General features: G+C 28.1%; 18 protein-coding genes. 2 read left to right on the top strand and 16 right to left on the bottom strand.

Annotated features, from left to right (window positions below):
* Positions 1–30: 30 nt before the first annotated feature.
* The 12 genes from ffh to pta form a co-directional block, all read right to left on the bottom strand.
* Complete coding sequence (gene ffh / locus SPJ33_RS08285) at positions 31–1,386, bottom strand: signal recognition particle protein (protein ID WP_321117494.1); 1,356 nt, start codon at positions 1,384–1,386, stop codon at positions 31–33.
* Positions 1,387–1,402: 16 nt separating this feature from the next.
* Complete coding sequence (locus tag SPJ33_RS08280) at positions 1,403–1,732, bottom strand: putative DNA-binding protein (protein WP_321117493.1); 330 nt, start codon at positions 1,730–1,732, stop codon at positions 1,403–1,405.
* 82 nt (positions 1,733–1,814) lie between these two features.
* Complete coding sequence (gene ftsY, locus SPJ33_RS08275) at positions 1,815–2,735, bottom strand: signal recognition particle-docking protein FtsY (protein WP_321117492.1); 921 nt, start codon at positions 2,733–2,735, stop codon at positions 1,815–1,817.
* Between the two features lie 25 nt (positions 2,736–2,760).
* On the bottom strand, positions 2,761–6,318 hold the full coding sequence (gene smc / locus SPJ33_RS08270; RefSeq protein WP_321117491.1) for a chromosome segregation protein SMC: 3,558 nt from the start codon (positions 6,316–6,318) through the stop codon (positions 2,761–2,763).
* A 174-nt stretch (positions 6,319–6,492) separates the two neighbouring features.
* Positions 6,493–7,515: an elongator complex protein 3 gene (locus SPJ33_RS08265; protein WP_321117490.1), complete on the bottom strand. Its 1,023-nt coding sequence runs from the start codon at positions 7,513–7,515 to the stop codon at positions 6,493–6,495.
* A complete protein-coding gene (gene rnc / locus SPJ33_RS08260; protein ID WP_321117489.1) occupies positions 7,508–8,206 on the bottom strand; it encodes a ribonuclease III in 699 nt (232 codons plus the stop codon). The genes SPJ33_RS08265 and rnc overlap by 8 nt, the downstream gene beginning before the upstream one ends.
* A gap of 109 nt (positions 8,207–8,315) precedes the next feature.
* A complete protein-coding gene (gene acpP / locus SPJ33_RS08255; protein WP_321117488.1) occupies positions 8,316–8,546 on the bottom strand; it encodes an acyl carrier protein in 231 nt (76 codons plus the stop codon).
* A gap of 79 nt (positions 8,547–8,625) precedes the next feature.
* A complete protein-coding gene (plsX, locus tag SPJ33_RS08250; protein ID WP_321117487.1) occupies positions 8,626–9,624 on the bottom strand; it encodes a phosphate acyltransferase PlsX in 999 nt (332 codons plus the stop codon).
* Positions 9,625–9,683: 59 nt separating this feature from the next.
* A complete protein-coding gene (gene rpmF, locus SPJ33_RS08245; RefSeq protein ID WP_321117486.1) occupies positions 9,684–9,866 on the bottom strand; it encodes a 50S ribosomal protein L32 in 183 nt (60 codons plus the stop codon).
* 2 nt (positions 9,867–9,868) lie between these two features.
* Complete coding sequence (locus SPJ33_RS08240) at positions 9,869–10,384, bottom strand: DUF177 domain-containing protein (protein WP_321117485.1); 516 nt, start codon at positions 10,382–10,384, stop codon at positions 9,869–9,871.
* Between the two features lie 166 nt (positions 10,385–10,550).
* Positions 10,551–11,747, bottom strand: a complete 1,197-nt coding sequence (locus SPJ33_RS08235; RefSeq protein WP_321117484.1) for an acetate kinase — start codon at positions 11,745–11,747, stop codon at positions 10,551–10,553.
* A 59-nt stretch (positions 11,748–11,806) separates the two neighbouring features.
* Entirely contained in the window at positions 11,807–12,808 is a 1,002-nt protein-coding gene (pta, locus tag SPJ33_RS08230) for a phosphate acetyltransferase (protein ID WP_321117483.1), read from the bottom strand.
* 226 nt (positions 12,809–13,034) lie between these two features.
* Between pta and SPJ33_RS08225 the strand changes: the two genes are divergently transcribed.
* Together SPJ33_RS08225 and ylbJ are read left to right on the top strand one after the other, a co-directional pair.
* Positions 13,035–14,249: a nucleotidyltransferase gene (locus SPJ33_RS08225; protein ID WP_321117482.1), complete on the top strand. Its 1,215-nt coding sequence runs from the start codon at positions 13,035–13,037 to the stop codon at positions 14,247–14,249.
* Between the two features lie 37 nt (positions 14,250–14,286).
* The gene (ylbJ, locus tag SPJ33_RS08220; RefSeq protein WP_321117481.1) at positions 14,287–15,465 is read left to right on the top strand and encodes a sporulation integral membrane protein YlbJ; all 1,179 of its coding nucleotides are present in this window, start codon (positions 14,287–14,289) and stop codon (positions 15,463–15,465) included.
* Here ylbJ and SPJ33_RS08215 read toward each other — a convergent pair.
* From SPJ33_RS08215 to recG, 4 genes are all read right to left on the bottom strand, one after another.
* On the bottom strand, positions 15,448–15,987 hold the full coding sequence (locus SPJ33_RS08215) for an ATPase (RefSeq protein ID WP_321117480.1): 540 nt from the start codon (positions 15,985–15,987) through the stop codon (positions 15,448–15,450). The genes ylbJ and SPJ33_RS08215 overlap by 18 nt on opposite strands.
* 21 nt (positions 15,988–16,008) lie before the next feature.
* Positions 16,009–16,485 (bottom strand): pantetheine-phosphate adenylyltransferase, encoded by a 477-nt coding sequence (coaD, locus tag SPJ33_RS08210; protein WP_321117479.1) that lies wholly within the window; start codon positions 16,483–16,485, stop codon positions 16,009–16,011.
* Positions 16,485–17,045, bottom strand: a complete 561-nt coding sequence (gene rsmD, locus SPJ33_RS08205) for a 16S rRNA (guanine(966)-N(2))-methyltransferase RsmD (RefSeq protein ID WP_321117478.1) — start codon at positions 17,043–17,045, stop codon at positions 16,485–16,487. The genes coaD and rsmD overlap by 1 nt, the downstream gene beginning before the upstream one ends.
* Before the next feature lie 69 nt (positions 17,046–17,114).
* Positions 17,115–19,145, bottom strand: a complete 2,031-nt coding sequence (recG, locus tag SPJ33_RS08200) for an ATP-dependent DNA helicase RecG (RefSeq protein WP_321117477.1) — start codon at positions 19,143–19,145, stop codon at positions 17,115–17,117.
* Between the last annotated feature and the right edge of the window lie 32 nt (positions 19,146–19,177).

Below are 19,177 nucleotides of genomic sequence, written 5' to 3'. Positions count from 1 at the left end.
TTCACCTCCTTTAAAGAATATTTATATATTTTAACTCATAAAAGGTAATTTACTTAAGAGACCTTTTTTAGCTCCCTTTTGAAGTGACTTCATTTGCTTCATTTGCTTTTTCATCATTTCAAATCCCTTAATAAGTTTATTAACTTCTTGTATTGTTGAACCTGATCCATTTGCAATTCTCTTTTTTCTTGAAGAACTGCCAATTACAAGTGATGGATTTCTTCTTTCTTTTAAAGTCATTGAAAGAATTATAGCTCTAACTTTTTCCATTTGTTTTTGACCTTGATCAAAATCAATACCTTGTAATTCTTTTGTATTAACCCCTGGAATCATTTCTATTAACTTATTTAATGGTCCAAGCTTTTTCATTTGTTCCATTGCAGTTAAATAATCTTCAAAGTTAATACCTTGGTTCATCATTTTCTTTGTAAAATCTGCTGCTTCTTCTTCATCTATAGCAGATTGAGCTTTTTCTATTAATGATAGAACATCTCCCATGCCAAGAATTCTTGATGCCATTCTATCTGGATGGAAAACTTCAAAATCATTCATCTTTTCACCAACACCAATAAACTTTATTGGCTTTTCAGTTATAGATCTTATTGAAAGAGCAGCTCCACCTCTAGTATCACCATCAAGTTTTGTTAATATAACTCCTGATAAATCAAGTTCATCATTAAAAGTTTCTGCAACATTTACAGCATCTTGACCTGTCATTGAATCTACTACAAGTAAGATTTCTGAAGGGTTTACAGCTTCTTTTACGTCTTTTAATTCTTGCATTAAGCCTTCATCTATATGTAATCTTCCGGCTGTATCTATAATAACTACGTTATTTCCATTATCTTTTGCATATTGTATACCAGCTTTAGCAATATTTACTGCTTTCTCTTTATCGCCCATAGAAAATACAGGAATATCTATTTGTTTTCCTACAACTTCTAATTGCTTTATAGCAGCTGGTCTATAAATATCACATGCTACAAGAAGCGGCTTTTTATTATTCTTTCTAAGGTTTAATGCTAATTTACCACACATTGTAGTCTTACCAGCACCTTGAAGTCCTACAAGCATTATTACTGTAGTCCCACTACTTGAATAATTTATTTTACTTTCGCTTCCTCCCATAAGTTCAGTAAGTTCATCGTTAACTATTTTAATAACTTGTTGTCCTGGTGTCAAGCTTTCTAATACATTACTACCAACACATTTTTCACTAACACTTTTAACAAACTTTTTTACTACTTTATAGTTAACGTCTGCTTCTAATAAAGCAAGCTTTACTTCCCTCATAGCTTCTTTAATATCTTTTTCACTAAGTTTTCCTTTACCCTTTAATTTTTTAAAGGTATTTTGAAGCTTTTCTGATAATCCCTCAAAAGCCATATTAAACCTCCTAATTTTATAAATCTTCTAGTTCTTCCTTTAGCATATCATATTCTTTATCAGAAATAGAATACTTTTCTTTAAAGTTTTTTAGAAGTTTTATAATTTTTTCTTCCCGATTCATACTCTTTTGAAGTAAGCTTAATTTATCTTCATAGGTTAAAAGTTGTTTATAACATCTTTTTAACAAATCATGGATTGCTTGACGACTTGTGTTGTTTAATTCAGCAATTTCAGCTAAGGATAGGTCATCTTCGAAATATAGTTCCATGATATTTTTTTGCTTCTCAGTTAATAATGGTTTATAACAATCCATCAATAATGAGATCTCAACCCTATCTTCCATCATATAATCACCTTACCCACAAAAGAGATAATAACAGATATATTTAAAGGTGTCAAGTATTTTTACTTAACACCTTTAAATTTTAAAATAATGCTTCAGCAAAACTCTTTGCATCAAATTTTTGTAAGTCATCAATACCTTCTCCAACACCAATATATTTAACTGGTATATTAAGAGAATGCTTTATAGAAATAACTACTCCACCTTTTGCAGTTCCATCTAATTTAGTTAATATTATTCCGTCAATAGGACATACCTCCATAAATTGTTTTGCTTGAATTACAGCATTTTGTCCTGTTGTACCATCTAAAACAAGAAGAGTTTGTTTTTTAGCTTCCCCATATTCTCTATCTATAATTCTATTTATCTTTGAAAGCTCATTCATTAAATTCTTCTTATTATGAAGTCTTCCTGCTGTATCACAAATTAAAAGATCTACATTTCTAGCTTTAGCTGCTTGAACTGCATCAAAAACAACAGCTGCAGGATCTGATCCTTCACTTTGTTTAACTATATCAACACCTGCTCTATTACTCCAAACTTCTAATTGATCAATAGCTGCTGCTCTAAAAGTATCAGCTGCTGCTAATAACACCTTTTTACCTTCTTCTTTGTTTTTAGCTGCAAGTTTTCCAATAGATGTAGTTTTACCAACTCCATTAACTCCAATTACAAGTAAAACTTCTTTTTCTTTATCAAGGTTATATTCCTCTTCATCTGTAGCTCCTTCAAGAAGCATTTCTGTTATAACTTCTTTAAGTGCTGGCTTTACCATTTGAGGATCATTTATCTTTTCTTTTCTTATTTTAGCTTTTAATCTATCTATAATTTCTACAGTTGTATCCATACCTATATCTGAAATTATTAATATTTCTTCTAATTCTTCATATAAATCATCATCAATAGTTACAGCTAAATGTAATGCTTCATTAATTTTATCTTGTAACCCGTCTCTAGTTTTTGTTAATCCTGTTTTTAACTTGTCAAATAACTTTCCAAACATTTTATAATTCCTCCAAAATTTATATTTATTTAGTTAAATCAACTGATACTACCTTTGAAACACCTTTTTCCTCCATTGTAATACCATACATAATATCACTTACTTCCATAGTTCCTTTTCTATGAGTAATAACTATAAATTGAATGCCTTTTTTTGAAAATCTCTCTAAAAACTCTGCATATCTATATACATTTGCATCATCTAATGCAGCCTCAATTTCATCTAATATACAAAATGGAGTTGGTTTCATTTTAAGTATACCAAAAAGCAAAGCTATTGCTGATAATACTTTTTCTCCCCCTGACATTAGATTAATATTTTGAAGCTTTTTACCAGGTGGCATAACATTTATTTCTATATTTGCTGTAAGTTCATCGCCTTCTCCTAAAATTAGTTCAGCTGTTCCACCTTTAAATAACTCTTTAAATGTTTCATCAAACTTTTGATTTAATATTTTAAAATTCTCTTTAAAAATCCCTTTCATTTTCAAAGTCATTTCTTCTATAACTGAAATAAGTTCTTCTTTTGCCTTCTCTAAATCCTGTTCTTGGGTAAACATAAATTCATATTTTTCTTTAACTTCTTCATATTCTTCTATAGCTTTAAGATTTACAGTTCCTAAAGAAGATATTTTTCTTTTAATTGAATTTATACTTTCTTTAAATTTTGCTATATCATCTATAGGCTTTGAAATTTCAGTAGCTTCAGCATAAGTTAAATTCATTTCTTCGTTAAGCTTTTTTAAGTGATTTTCTATTTGCATTTCACTTTTAACTTTTAAAATCTCTCTTTTATTAAATTCTCCCTCTTCTTTAGTTATTATTTCTCTTATTTCACTAATTAAACTATCAAGCTTTCTAAATTCTTCCTTAAGTGAAGATTTCTCCACTTCATCTTCTTTAAATATTTCTTCTAATTCTTCTAATCTTTTTGTATGTTCTTTTATTAAATTTAAGCTTATTTTAATTTGTTCTTTAGCATTTTTTATTTCTTCTAAAGAACTTTTATTTTCTTTTTGAATTTCTATAATTTCATAATTGCTTTCTTTTAATTCACTATCTTTTCTTGATATATCATTTACTTTAGTTTGAATTAATTCATTAATAGAAGCATTATTTATTCTAAATTCTATAAGTTTTTCATTAATATTTTTAATGTATGACTTTTCTTTATTTAAGATTTCTTCAAGCTTAGCTTCTCTTTCTTTATTTAAAGAATTTTCACTTGCTAATTTTTTAAGTTTTAATTCAAATTCATTTAGTTTTTCATTTAAGGAAGAGATTTCTAAATTAATAGTATTTTCTTCACTTTTATAAGATATAGATGCATCTTTTAGTTTTTTAATGGTATTTTCTAAATTAGATAATTCATTTCTATCTGTAGCTATTTCTACTTTTATTCCATGTATTTTATCTGTATTATTTAAAATATATTCATCTATAGCTTTTCTTTCATCATTTATTTTCTCTATTTCTTTTGTTAAATCTTCTACTTTTCTTTTTTCTACTATGATTTTTTCTTGAATTTCTTCAATTTCTCTTCTTCTACTTAAAATATTAGAATTTCTTCCCTTTATACTTCCTCCAGTTAATGCTCCTCCTGAATTTAAAACTTCTCCTTCTAAAGTTACAATTTTATATTTATAACCTGTCTGTTTTGCTATATCAAAAGCACTATCCATATCAGAACAAACAAGCGTTCTCCCAAGAATATAATCAATAATCTTAGTATATTTATCGTTAAACTTAATTATCTCTGATGCTATTCCTAAATATCCATCTATATTTTTTATTTTATCATCAACATTAATCTTTTTACCATTTATTATGTTAAGTGGTAAGAAAGTAAGCCTTCCTAACTTATTGTCCTTTAAATATCTAATTAAATCTTTAGCAACTTGTTCTGTTTCTGTAATAACATTTGAAATAGAAGCTCCAAGTGCTATTTCTATTGCTTGTTCATATCCTTTTGGTACATCAAAAATCTCTCCTAATACATTTATATTCTTAGTATGTGGAGTAAGATTTTTATTTACCCTATCCATTAAATTTTTAAGAGATTTATTATATCCTTCATATTGATTTTCAAAATCTTCAAGCATTGATTTATTAGCTTCAAGTTTACTTATAATTATACTAACTTTTTTATATTCATTTTCTTTCTTAGATAAATTACTATTTAATTTAAATAAAGTTTGCTTATTTAAAGAAATCTCATCTTTTAAGATTTTAAATTCTCTTTCTTTTGATTCTATGTTTAAAGATAAAGCATTTATACTAGCTTTATTTATATTTATATCATTATTATTGCTTTCAAGAAAATTAACTATAGTTTCTCTTCTCTCTAGTTTATTTTTTATTTGTGCATTTATTTCTGTTATCCTATTTTTTAAAGAAGAATTCCCCTTAATTAATTCTAATTCGCTATCTTTTAAGCTTTTAAATTCTTCTTCAAATTTACTTATCTTTAAATTAAGTTCTTTATTTTCTTTTTCTAAATTTAAGATTTCTTGTTCTATTTCTTTTTGTTCTACCCTTTTTATAGAAAGCTCTTTTTCTAATATTTCCTTTTCTTTATGTATATCTTTTATTTTATTATTAAGTCCATATTCTTGAAATTTATTTTTTTCAATGACCTTATCTAAATTACTTATTCTTTCATTAAATAACTCAACATTACTATTAATTCTTGTTATATCTTCTTTTTTAGTAAAATACTCAAGCTTTTTATCAGTAGTCTTTCTTTCAAGTTTTTCAATGTTTTCTTCTATATCTTTTAATTGTTCTTTTTTATTTTTTAACTCTTCTCTTTTTAAATTTAAATCTGTTTTTCTTTTTTGTAATTCTTCATTAAAAATCCTTAATTCATCTTCTATAAGTTTTATTTTATTTACAATTAAAGATACTTCTTTTTCTTTAAGTTCATTAGATAAATCATTAAATTTTAAAGCTTTTTCTCTGTCTATTTTTAAAGGCTCTAATCTTTCTTCATAAGTTGATATAATATCTCTTATTCTAACTAGGTTTTCATCTGTATTAGATAATTTTTTTTCAGCTTCACCTTTTCTTGACTTATATTTAACAATTCCAGCTGCTTCTTCAATAAGTGCTCTTCTCTCTTCTGGTCTTCCACTTAAAATAGATTCTATCTTACCTTGTCCTATAAGTGAATAACCTTCTTTACCAATACCAGTGTCCATAAAAAGATTTGTTATATCTTTAAGCCTACATTTATTATTATTTATAAGATATTCGCTTTCTCCTGATCTAAATATCCTTCTAGTTACAGTTACTTCATTATAAGGAGTTAAAAGTACTTTATCTGAATTATCTAATGTAAGTGAAACCTGTGCAAGTCCAACTGGTTTTCTATACTGAGTCCCTGCAAATATAACATCTTCCATCTTTCCGCCTCTAAGCGTTTTAATACTTTGTTCTCCAAGAACCCACCTTACAGCATCAGAAACATTACTTTTACCACTTCCATTAGGTCCTACTATAGCTGTAACTCCATTTTTAAAATTAAATTCTGTTTTATCAGCAAAGGATTTAAATCCTCTAACTTCTAAAGATTTTAAAAACAATCATTCCACTCCCTATGTTATATAAATATCGGTACTAAAGATATTAAAAATACTAAAACTAAAAAAACTGCAAGTGCAATTTGCATTTTTTCTCTTGTCTTTTTTTTCAATTACTTCACCTCTAACTTTTAATTTTCTAATTATTTAACAAAACGAGAGTTTCCTCTCGCTTTATTAAATAGTTATTTTCTTTTCTGTTTTATCTTTAATAATTATAGTACCTCTTTTAACTTCATCAGTTATCTTTACATTAGCACTATATCCATCTTCTTTTAATTTATTAAAGTATACTTTTTTATTAGCATAAAGTTTACTTACATCTTTACTATTTACTAATAGTTCAAAATTCTTACTACTTACATTCTCTTTGATTTTATCTAAAATTAAGCTACTTTCAACAAGTTCTCTAAATGCAGGGTGGAAAGGTCCAGCTATTATATCTCCGCCTTCATTTATTGTTTCTGTAGGTTGAAGTCCTATTCTTATAACATTTATTCCTTTTTCATTAAACATGTTATATATTTTTTTACTAACTTCTACTGCCATATCTAATGTATATGGAGAATAATCTCCTCTTTTATACATAATCTCCATAGGTGTATCTTTAATTACAAGAGATGGATATATTCTAACTATATCAGGTTCCATCTTTATTGAATCAATTGCACTTTTTATATCTTTTTCTGGAGTTGACTTTGGAAGTCCTGGCATTAATTGATGTCCTAGAGTTATTCCATACTTTTTAATAAGCTTTGACGCATTAATTACATCTGAAACACTATGACCTCTTCCAGCTGCTAAAAGTACTTCTTCATCTAATGACTGAATCCCAAGTTCTATTATATCAACACTATAATCTTTTAAATAAGTTAATATATAATCATTTATATAGTCAGGTCTTGTAGACATTCTAATCTTTTGTACTACTCCAAGATCTTTATATTTTTTAGCAACTTCAAGAAGTTCCTTTTGTTTTTCTTCTCTTATAGCTGTAAATGTTCCACCAAAGAAAGATACTTCTATAGTTGCTTCCTTATTTTCTATAGTTTCATAATATTCTTCAATAATATTTTTAACCTTTTCTGCATCAACTCTATCCTTAACCCCTGTTATTCTATCTTGATTGCAGAATACACAGTTATGAGGACATCCTTCATGTGGTACAAATATTGGTATAATATAATAATTTTTACTCATTTATTACTCCCATCTTTTTTAAGGCTTGTTTTGCAGAGGCTTGTTCTGCTTCTTTTTTAGAGAATCCTTCACCTTCTCCCATGCACTCACCATTTATAAGCACTTTAGTGAAGAATTTTCTTCTATGAGGTGGTCCTTCAAACTTTACTAATTCATATGTTATGTTTACCTCACCATTTTTTTGAAGGTGTTCTTGAAGCTTAGTTTTAAAATCTAATATGATTTTATTTTCTATAGCCTTTTCTATTATATCTGAGAACTTATCTAATATAAATTCTCTAGTAAATTCTAATCCTTTATCTAAATATATAGCTGCTAAAACAGCTTCTACAGCATCTGCTTGTATTGAAGTTCTATTTCTTCCTCCTGTAAGTTCTTCTCCCTTACTCATCCTTATATAGTTACCTAAATTAAGACTTTTAGCTATTTCAAATAAAGAATTTTCACATACTATAAGGCTTCTTATTTTTGTTAATTCACCTTCTGCCTTATCTACATAATTTTTAAATAAATACTCTGTTATACATAATTGAAGTACAGAATCTCCTAAAAATTCTAATCTTTCATTATATTCTGTATCTTTAAATTGATTTGCAAAGGAACTATGTGTAAGTGCCTTTTTTAAATAACTTAGATTTGTAAACTGAACACCAAGTGTGTCTTGAAATTCTTTCAACTTTAATTTATTCATAATCTACACTCCTCTAAGTTTATTCTTCAGTTTGCTCAAAAAATAACAAATTCAAGAATAAACTACCATACTTTTAAAATTAAAAATCCCGCATTTTGGCGGGATTTTATTATTCTTCAACGTGGTTTTTCACGTATTCTACAACATCTCCAACTGTTTTGAATCCCTCAACATCTTCATCTGGCATTTCCATGTCTAATTCATCTTCTAATGCCATTACTAATTCTACGATATCTAGTGAATCTGCATTAAGGTCATCTACAAATGATGATTCTAATGTAATTTGATCAGCATCTATACTTAATTTTTCTGCTATGATTTCTTGAATTTTTTCAAACATATTATCACCTCCCGAAATCCTTTCACTTAGATAATATTATATATTAAATATACAGTCAATATTCTACCAAAAATAAATTTTAATTATTTTGTCCTAATTCACTTTTTATTTTATCAATTACTTTACCTTCATGGAATATTCTTGTTTGTCTTATAGCATTTTTAAATGCTTTTCCATCTGAGCTTCCATGTGCTTTAATACATATTCCATCTACCCCTAAAAACGGAGCTCCACCAACCTCTTTATAATCGAATTTTACCATAAGATTTTTAAACACAGGTTTAAGTAGCATTGCACCAAACTTAGGTAACATAGAAGATGACATAATATGATCTTTAATAATACCAAGTAAATTCATAGCTGCACCTTCGTAAAGTTTAAGAGCAGTATTTCCCACAAACCCATCGCAAACTAATACATTTACATCTCCTGTTGGGATATCTCTTGGTTCAACATTTCCTACAAAATTCATATCTTCCTCTTTAAGAAGTTTATAAGTAGCTTTTGTAAGATCATTTCCCTTTTCTTCTTCAGCTCCAATATTTATTAGTCCAACTGATGGATTTTTCTTTTTAAAGACGTTTTCATAATATATCTTTCCCATCTTAGCAAATTGAACAAGGTAGTTTGGTTTACAGTCAACATTAGCACCTGCATCTACTATCATAAAACTACCTCTTCTACCTGGCATTATAGGTGCAAGAGCTGGTCTTTCTACGCCTTTTATTCTTCCTACTATAAGAGTACAACCTGCTAAAAACGCTCCAGTACTTCCAGCTGATATAATTCCTTCACATTCTCCAGATTTAACTAAATTTAAAGCTTTTACTATACTTGAATCTTTTTTTCTTCTAAGTGCCATAACAGGATGTTCATTTGTGCTTATAACTTCAGTTGCATCTATTATTTTAACTTTATCTTTTGGATAAGTGTATTTATTAAATTCAGCTTCAATTTTATCTTTTGGGCCTGTTATATAGATTTCCATATCATTATATTCTTTTAGAGCCTCTACAACTCCTTCAACAACAGCCATAGGTGCATTATCTCCACCCATTCCATCTATTGCTATTTTCATCTAATTCACCCCTTTTTTTCTTATATATAAAGAAAAGAAAGTCATATGACTTTCTTTTTTTATTCTGCTGAAGACATTACTTCTTTACTCTTATAATATCCACAGTTCTTGCATACTCTGTGAGCAAGCTTCATTTCGTGGCATTGTGGACATTCAACTATTCCTGGTAAGCTCGCCTTGAAAGTTTGAGCTCTTCTTGAATCTCTCTTTGCTCTATAAGTTTTTCTTGCTGGATTTCCCATGCTTACACCTCCTTATTGTCAAGCAGTGCTTTAAGACCTGCTAATCTTACATCAATATCCTGACTATTGCAAGTACATTCTTCGATGTTAAGATTTTTACCACAAGTGTGGCAAAGGCCTTTGCATTTGTCACTACAAAGTCTTTTGATCGGTAAGGTTGAAATTATTTCTCTTTCAACAAAATCTGTGATATCTAATTCATCACTTTTTACAAATATTATATCATCATTATCTGATTCGTCAACATTTGTAAACCTTTCTTCTATTTCAAAATCTATTGGATAGATAAAGGTATCTAAACATCTTGAACAAGCAATCTTAAGCTTTGTTCTAACATGCAGGCTAACTACAAGCTCTCTTTCTTTTGAAGATACTACTCCTTCAACAGAAACTTTAGAAACTGGTTCAATTAGTTCACCATCAAAGTGAAACTTATCCATTTCAAATTCGTAGTTAATACTTTTTTCTCTTTCTCTTCTTGAGTAAAGGTTAGAAAATTGTAAAATCATAATCTTCATGCTCTGGAAAAATCCTCGTACACTAAAGTACATTATGTCGATTTATATCAACATAGCTCGAGCGAAAGCGCTTTTTTTCACCCCTTAGCTTAAAATATTTACTGAACAAACACAATTTATTATATAAAGTGATGAAAAAAAAGTCAAGAAAATTTATTTATATTTACTATTTTATTAATTCTAAAGTTTCTTGAGCGATCATTAACTCTTCGTTAGTAGGTATTACAAATAGCTTAACTTTTGATTCTGGTGTAGAAATTTCCATACCATCGCCTACATTTTGGTTATCATTTTTAGCTGCATCTATGTTAATTCCTAAAAATTCCATATCAGTTAGTGCTCTTATTCTTACTTCTGGAGCATGTTCTCCGATTCCTGCTGTAAATACTATTGCATCTAATCCGCCCATTGCTGCAGCATATGCACCAATTTGTTTCTTTATTTGGTATCCATAGATATCCATAGTTAAGAATGCTCTTTCATCATTTTTTGCAGCAGCTGCTCTTATATCTCTAAAGTCTGTTCCTATTCCTGAAACTCCTAAAACTCCGCTCTTTTTGTTTAAGATTTCATTAACTTCATCTACTGAATATCCTTTTTCTTTTTGTAAGAATGTTACTATAGCAGGGTCAATACTTCCGCTTCTTGATCCCATTATTATTCCATCAAGTGGAGTGAATCCCATTGTAGTATCTACTGATACCCCTCCATCTACAGCTGTAACACTTACTCCGTTACCTAAGTGGCAAGTTATTATCTTAAGATCTTTAATATCTTTCTTCATCCATTTAGCAACTTCACCTGCAACATATTTATGAGAAGTTCCGTGGAATCCATATCTTCTTACATGGTCTTCTTCATAGAACTTATATGGTACTGGGTATATGAATGCTTTTGCAGGCATTGTTTGGTGGAATGCTGTATCAAATACAACAACCATTGGAGTATTTGGCATAAGTGCTTGACATGCTTTAATACCTATAATGTTTGCTGGGTTGTGAAGTGGTGCAAGTTTAACTAAATCTTCAAGATTTTCTAATACTTCATCGTTAACTAATACAGATTTTGAATATTTTTCTCCTCCGTGAACAACTCTGTGTCCAACTGCTGAGATTTCATCCATTGATTTTATAACACCTTGTTTTTCATCAACTAAAGTCTTTAAAACTAAGTCGATAGCTACTTGGTGATCTTTAAGGTCAGTTTCAACAACGTATTTATCTCTTCCTTCAACCTTTTGAGTTAAGATTCCATCTATTCCTATTCTTTCAACTAATCCTTGTGCTAATACTGCTTCATTAGCCATATCTATTAATTGATATTTTAATGAAGAACTTCCGCAATTTATTACTAAAATTTTCATCCTAAAAACTCCTTTCTAAAAACACTATTAATATTTATTAATACTATTTTTAGTTAATATTACTTTATAGCTTGTGCTTGAACTGCTGTTAAAGCAACAACATTAACTATATCTTCTGTGCTACATCCTCTTGATAAATCATTTATTGGTTTTGCAAATCCTTGACAAACTGGTCCTATTGCTTCTGCATTTGCAAATCTTTGAACTAGTTTATATCCTATATTACCAGATTGTAAATCTGGGAATACTAATACATTTGCCTTACCTGCAACGTTACTATTTGGAGCTTTTTGGCTAGCTACTTTAGGTACTATAGCAGCATCTAATTGAAGTTCTCCATCTATATCTAAATCAGGTCTTAATTCTTTTGCTCTTTCAGTTGCAACTCTAACCTTATCAACAAGTTCGTGATCTGCACTTCCCATTGTTGAGAATGAAAGCATAGCTACTTTTGGATCCATTTTGCAAAGGTTCTTTGCAGTTTCAGCTGTAGCTATTGCAATTGATGCTAATTGTTCTGCTGTTGGGTTTGGGTTAACCGCACAGTCTGAGAATAGAAGCATTCCTTGTTCTCCGTATGATGATCCAGGTACAAGCATTATAAAGAAACTTGATACTACTGAAACTCCTGGTGCAGTTTTTATTATTTGAAGACCTGGTCTTAAAAGATCTCCTGTAGTATGAACAGCTCCTGAAACCATACCATCAGCATCATCTAATTTTACCATCATAGTAGCAAAATAAAGAGGATCTTTAACTATCTTTTCAGCTTTTTCCATTGTCATACCTTTATTTTTTCTTAATTCATAAAAAGCTTCTATATATTCATTAAGCTTAGGTGAAACTTCTGGATCTATTATTTCTACTCCTTTAAGTTCAACACCTTGTTCTTTACCAGCTTTTAATATTTCTTCTTTATTTCCAATTAATATTGGCATAGCTAATCCTTCATCAGCTATTTTTTGAGCTGCAACTACTGTTCTAGCTTCGCTTCCTTCTGGAAGAACTATCTTCTTTTTATCAGCTTTAGCAGACTCCCATATCTTTTTCATAAGTTCCATGTTCATTTCTCCTTTCAAAGATCCGTATGTATCTCCACATACTACTATACTCCTAATTAACTGATATTTTCAACCTTTAACACCTATTTTTTTTGCCTTAATTAGAATTCTTTAAATTTATAATACTAAGAATTTTCTGAATATTAACCTTCCTCCCTTTAAATGTGCCACTTTCATTTTTTTATGTTATACTTATGAATATCTTTATTTTTAGGAGGATTATTTTATGAATTTAACAGGAATTATTACAGAATATAATCCATTTCATTTAGGACATAAATATCATTTAGAAAAAGCAATTCAAGATACAAAATCTGATGGAATAATTTCTGTAATGAGTGGTAATTTTATGCAGAGAGGTAATCCTGCAATAATAGATAAATACACTAGAGCTAAGATGGCTGTTTTAAATGGAGTTGATCTTGTGTTAGAACTTCCACTAATATATTCATTATCTTCAGCAGAAGATTTTGCTTATGGAGGTGTTAAATTATTAAACTCTTTAAATTGTATAAATAATATATACTTCGGAAGCGAAAGTGGAAAAATAGATGAACTAATAAAGATTGCTCAAATTTTAAATAACGAACCTAACGATTATAAAATTAAATTAAAAGCTGAATTAGATAAAGGTCTACCATTTCATACATCTAGAGTTAATGCTTTAAGCTCTATATTATCTTGTCCAAATACTTCAGAAATATTATCAAATTCTAATAATATTTTAGCTATAGAATACATAAAAGCAATACTTAAATTAGATAGTAAAATAAAACCTTTTACTTTAAAAAGAGAAGGAAATAATTATAATGACACTAACTTAGGCACTAAGTTTTCTTCTGCAACTTCAATTAGGGAAAGCTTTAAAAATAATTTAAATATAGATGATATAAAAAACTCAATTACAAGAGAAAGCTTAGATATGATAATAGATCTTAAAAAAAATAATTATGACTTTGTTTTTGAAGATTCTTTATTTTTATTTTTAAAATATAAACTTTTAACAAACGGGGATGCTCTTAAACATATAACTGATATATCTGAAGGGCTTGATAATAAGATTTTAAAGGAAATAGTTAATTGCAATTCATTAGATGAACTTATATTAAAATCAAAAAGTAAAAGATATACTTATACTAGAATATCAAGAATACTTTCAAAATTCTTTATAGGATTTGAAAATTTCCCTATAGAAGACATAAAAAATTCTGATATAACATATATAAGACCACTTGCTTTTAATAAAAAAGGATCTAAGATATTAAAATTAATCAAAGAAAGTTCTGAAATAAATATATTAAATAAAATTCCTAAACATACATCTAATAAAATGCTTCAATTAGATCTTCAAGGTACAAAAGCATATTCGCTTTTAAACAAATCTATATCACCTGTAGAAGATTATATTAAAAGTCCGTTTATATATAAGAATTTAACTTAATTTTACGCATATAAATACTATTGATGGGAGTGGTTTCATGAATAGTATTTTTATTTTATGGATTTTAATTTTTGTTTTAATATTTACACTTATTAAATTACTTAAAGTAAAGAAAAATTCTATATTTTGTTTTTTAATAACTATAGTTATTATTTTATTTGTAATTAATATTGATTCTTCTATTAAAGCCTCTATAGAAGGGTGTAAACTCTGTTTTAAAGCTATTATTCCAACTGTTTTTAGCTTTTCTTTAATTTGCAATTTACTTATTTTATATGATTGTATATCACTATATTCTAAGCTTTTAGGACCTTTTATATGTAAGCCACTTAAACTTTCACCTGATTGTTCCTTTCCTATAGTTGCAAGTATGTTATCTGGATATCCTTTAGGTGCTAAATATAGTTCAGATATTTATGAGTTAAATTATATTGATAAAAAAGAATATTTTAGACTTGTAAATATCGCCTCAAATGTAGGACCTATATTTTTGTTAGGTGCTGTAGGTACTGCTTTATTAGGTAATGTTAAATACGGATATTTTCTTCTCATAAGTAATTATTTATCAATTTTCTTTATTGCAATCTTAACAATAAAAAAATCTTCTTATAATAAAAATTATAAGAAGAAGAGAATTCAAAACTCAAATATAAATTTTGGAATTGCTATTGATAGTGCTATTAAAAATGCTATTAATACCACACTTTCCGTATGTGGTTATGTTATAGCATTTTCCGTTATAATATCACTAATTAAAAATCAAAAGTTAATAACTGATGTATTTTTTAACATAGAACAATCTCTTAATATACCTAAAAACGCTTTATATGGGACTTTCCTTGGAAGCATTGAAATAACAAATGGCTGTAATATAATAGCTTCAAGTAATCTCTCAATACATCTTAAATTAGCTATAATAAGTTTTTTTGCATCATTTTCCGGATTGTCAGCTATTGCTCAAACCTCATCATTTATGAGCAAAAATAACGTTAATATGATTAAATATACATCCTTAAAATTTATACAAGGTATATTTAGTTTTGTAGTAAGTTTTTCTTTATCTAAACTTATTTTTAAGACTGCTCAAACATCATCACTTATAGTTAAAGATAGCTCATATAAAAGCTTATATATCTATATAGTGTCATTATTAATACTTATGGCAATCCCTCTAATTTTAAAATTTTTTAAGAAAATATTATTGTATTTCTCTTAATTCTCTAATATTTTCTTTTACAACTGAGCATGCTTTTGTAAGATTTTCATCAATCTCTTTTGCTGTATCTTCAAAACTTACTTGGAGCGATTTTATAAGCTCCATTTTTCTTTTTTCTAATTCCCTATCAAGTTCTGATAATATTTCATCAGCATAATTTCTAGCGCCAATTCTCATATTTTTAGCTTCTCTATTTGCTGCTGCTAGAATTTCTTGTCCTCTAATCTTTGCTTCCTTTGAAAAATCATGATTTTCTAAATTTTGTCTTGCAATTTCTAGTGCCTCTTCTTTTAATGATTGAGCTTCTTTTTTAGCTTCTGCAATTATTCTATCGCTTTCTTTCATTACCCATGTAGATTTTTTAAATTGGTCTGGCAAATTATTTATTATATCATCTAAAATATCCATAAATTCTCTTTTATCCACCATAACTTTTCCACTCATAGGTACCTTAGGTGAATCTTCTAAACGCTCTTGTAGATATTCTAAAATCTCAATAACATTAGTTTCTTGTCTATTCATTTTAAAACACCCCTATCTTCCCTACTTAATTTTCATTTCAATATCTTTAATAATGCTATTTGGAACTAACCCTTCAATACTTCCTCCAAATTTAGCTATCTGCTTAACTGCTGATGAACTTATAAATGAATTCTCAGTAGAAGTTGTCATAAATAAAGTTTCTATATTTTTGTCTAATTTATTATTCATAAGGGCCATTTGTAATTCATACTCAAAATCTATAGTTGATCTTAAACCTTTAAGTATTACATTAGTTCCTTTTTCATTAACTAAATCTATAAGTAACCCTTCAAAGCTTACAACTTCAACATTTCCAATATCTTCAGTAACTCTTTTTATAAGCTCAACACGTTCTTTTATATCAAATAATCCTTTTTTCTCTACATTTATAAGGACAGCAACTATAATTTTATCAAATACTTTAGCTCCCCTTTTTATAATATCTAAATGTCCATTAGTTATAGGATCAAAACTTCCTGGATATATCGCAGATTTCATTATTCTTCTCCTTGAATTCTATAGAAACAAACTGTTGTATTTCCATATTTTTTGCTTCTTGTAAGTTTAATATCTTCATATCCTTCGTATATCTCTTCTATAGAATCTATTTTTGTAACTATTATACCATCTTCATCTAGTAAATTATTATCTTTTATTATCTTTATTGCTTCTGGGATCATTTCCTTACAATAAGGCGGATCTATAAAAATCACATCAAATTGTTTTCCTTTACTTGCAAGCATCTTAAGGCCTACATATGCATCTGTCTTTAGTGGATAACAAAAATCTGTAAATTTAAGATTTTCAACATTTTGTTTTAATAGTGGGAAAGTTACTTCACTTTTATCAAATAAATAACACTCCTTAGCGCCTCTACTTGCTGCTTCTAGCCCTAAACTTCCTGTTCCTGCAAAAACATCTATAACTCTTGCATCTGGTATATATCCTTGAATCATACTAAACATGGCTTCTTTTACTCTATCTAAAGTTGGTCTTGTTTCATATGTCGCTGGTGATAATATTTTACGACCTCTTGCTTTTCCTGCTATTATTCTCACTATCTTTATCCTCCTTAGTGCTATATCTATCTTATTCTATCATAATCAACTTTTTTATACAATTTATAATTAGTTAAAACATATATATCTGCTACTTTTTTCTAGATTACTTTTTATTTCTTTTATAAGCAACTTATTTTCTTCACTTAGACTTGTTAAAACATTGTTTGCTTCTTCTCTAGCCTTTATAAGTATTTTCATATCATTATATAAATTAGCTAGTAATAACCCTTCATCTCCACTTTGTCTTACTCCAAACATCTCTCCTGAACCTCTAAGCTTTAAATCTTGCTCTGCTATATAAAAACCATCTGTAGACTCTGTAAGTATCTCCATTCTTTTTCTAGTATTTTCACTTTTAGCCTTTGCAATTAATATACAATAAGACTCATATTCTCCTCTTCCAACTCTACCTCTCAATTGATGAAGTTGTGCTAATCCAAATCTTTCAGCATTTTCAACTATCATAACTGATGCATTTGGAACATTTACTCCAACTTCTATGACAGTAGTTGATATCAAGACTTTAGTAGTTCCATCTTTAAATCTATTTATAATTTCATCTTTCTTTTCTGCTTTCATTTTTCCATGTAAATATTCAATTTTGATATCTTTAAATATTCCATTATTTAATTTTTCGTATACACTTTGAACTGAATTTAATTGTGCTTTTTCATCTTCTTCTATAAGAGGACATACTATATATATCTGTCTTCCTTTATTTATTTCACTTAATGCTAATATATAAGCATTATCTCTCTCATCATCTTTAAAGAATCTAGTATCTATTTTCTTTCTTCCAGGTGGAAGTTCATCTATAGCTGAAACATCTAAATCTGAATAAACATAAAGTGCTAAAGTTCTTGGAATTGGAGTTGCTGTCATAACTAATACATCTGCTCTTTTTCCTTTATTTATAAGCTTACTTCTTTGTTCAACTCCAAATCTATGTTGTTCATCAGTTATAACAAGGCCTAATTTATTAAATTCAACATCTTCCTGAATTAATGCATGAGTTCCTATCAAAACTAAAGGTTCATTTTCTTTTATCCTCTCTTTTATTCTTCTCTTTTCTTTAATTGGTGTACTTCCAGTTAGAAGTTCAATATCAATATTAAATCCTTCAAAAATCTTTTTAGCCTCTTTGTAATGTTGATTTGCAAGAATTTCTGTAGGAGCCATAAATGCTGACTTATATCCATTTTTATAAGCATTAAATATAGCAATTAAAGCTACTATGGTTTTTCCAGACCCAACATCCCCTTGAACTAATCTATTCATTGGATATAAAGACTTTTGATCTTTTAATATAGCTCTTACAACCTTAGCTTGGGCATTTGTTAAACTAAAAGGAAGAGATTCTCTTAAATCATTAAGCTCATCAGACCAATTATAACCTATACCATTTTTTATTCTTGATTTTTGTTTAAGCATAAGTAACTTCATTGAATAAGTAAATAATTCTTGAAACTTTAATCTTTCTATAGCTTTTTCTAAATTGCCTTTTCCTTTCGGAAAATGAATTTCTCTCATAGCCTCATCTAATGAAATCAAATTATACTTTTTAACTATATCTAATGGTAAATTTTCAGATAAAGTTATAGCGTCTAAAACTTGACCTATTATCTTAACTAAAAAATTATTAGTAAGTTCTCCTTTTAAAGAATATTTAGGTAGTATCTTACCTTCAAGTGCTTCATTAGAACTAATTTGAGGATTAGTAACTTCAAGTATATTTCCAACACGCTTATACTTACCTAATAAATTATAAACTTCACCTTTTCTAAATTTAGTTTTTATGTATGGTTGATTAAACCACTTTCCTACTACAACCTTTCCATTGTAGTTAAATTCTATGTTGGTTATTATTTTCCCTGTTTTTGTTCTAAAATCACCTTTTGATTTTACCATAACACAAGATAATATCTGTCTACTATCTTCATCTATTTCTTTTAAATCACTATTTCCATTTACAAAATCATAATCCCTTGGAAAATACAAAAGAAGATCAAATATACTAAATATACCTACTTTATTTAGCCTTTCTGCCATCTTTGGCCCAACACCTTTTATATTACCGACTTCGGTATAAATGTTCATATATTTCCACCCTTTCTTTAAAAATATAAAAA

This window comes from Clostridium sp. (assembly GCF_034179595.1).
Taxonomy (GTDB): Bacteria; Bacillota; Clostridia; order Clostridiales; family Clostridiaceae; genus Clostridium.
This window is presented reverse-complemented; position numbering and strand designations above follow the sequence as displayed.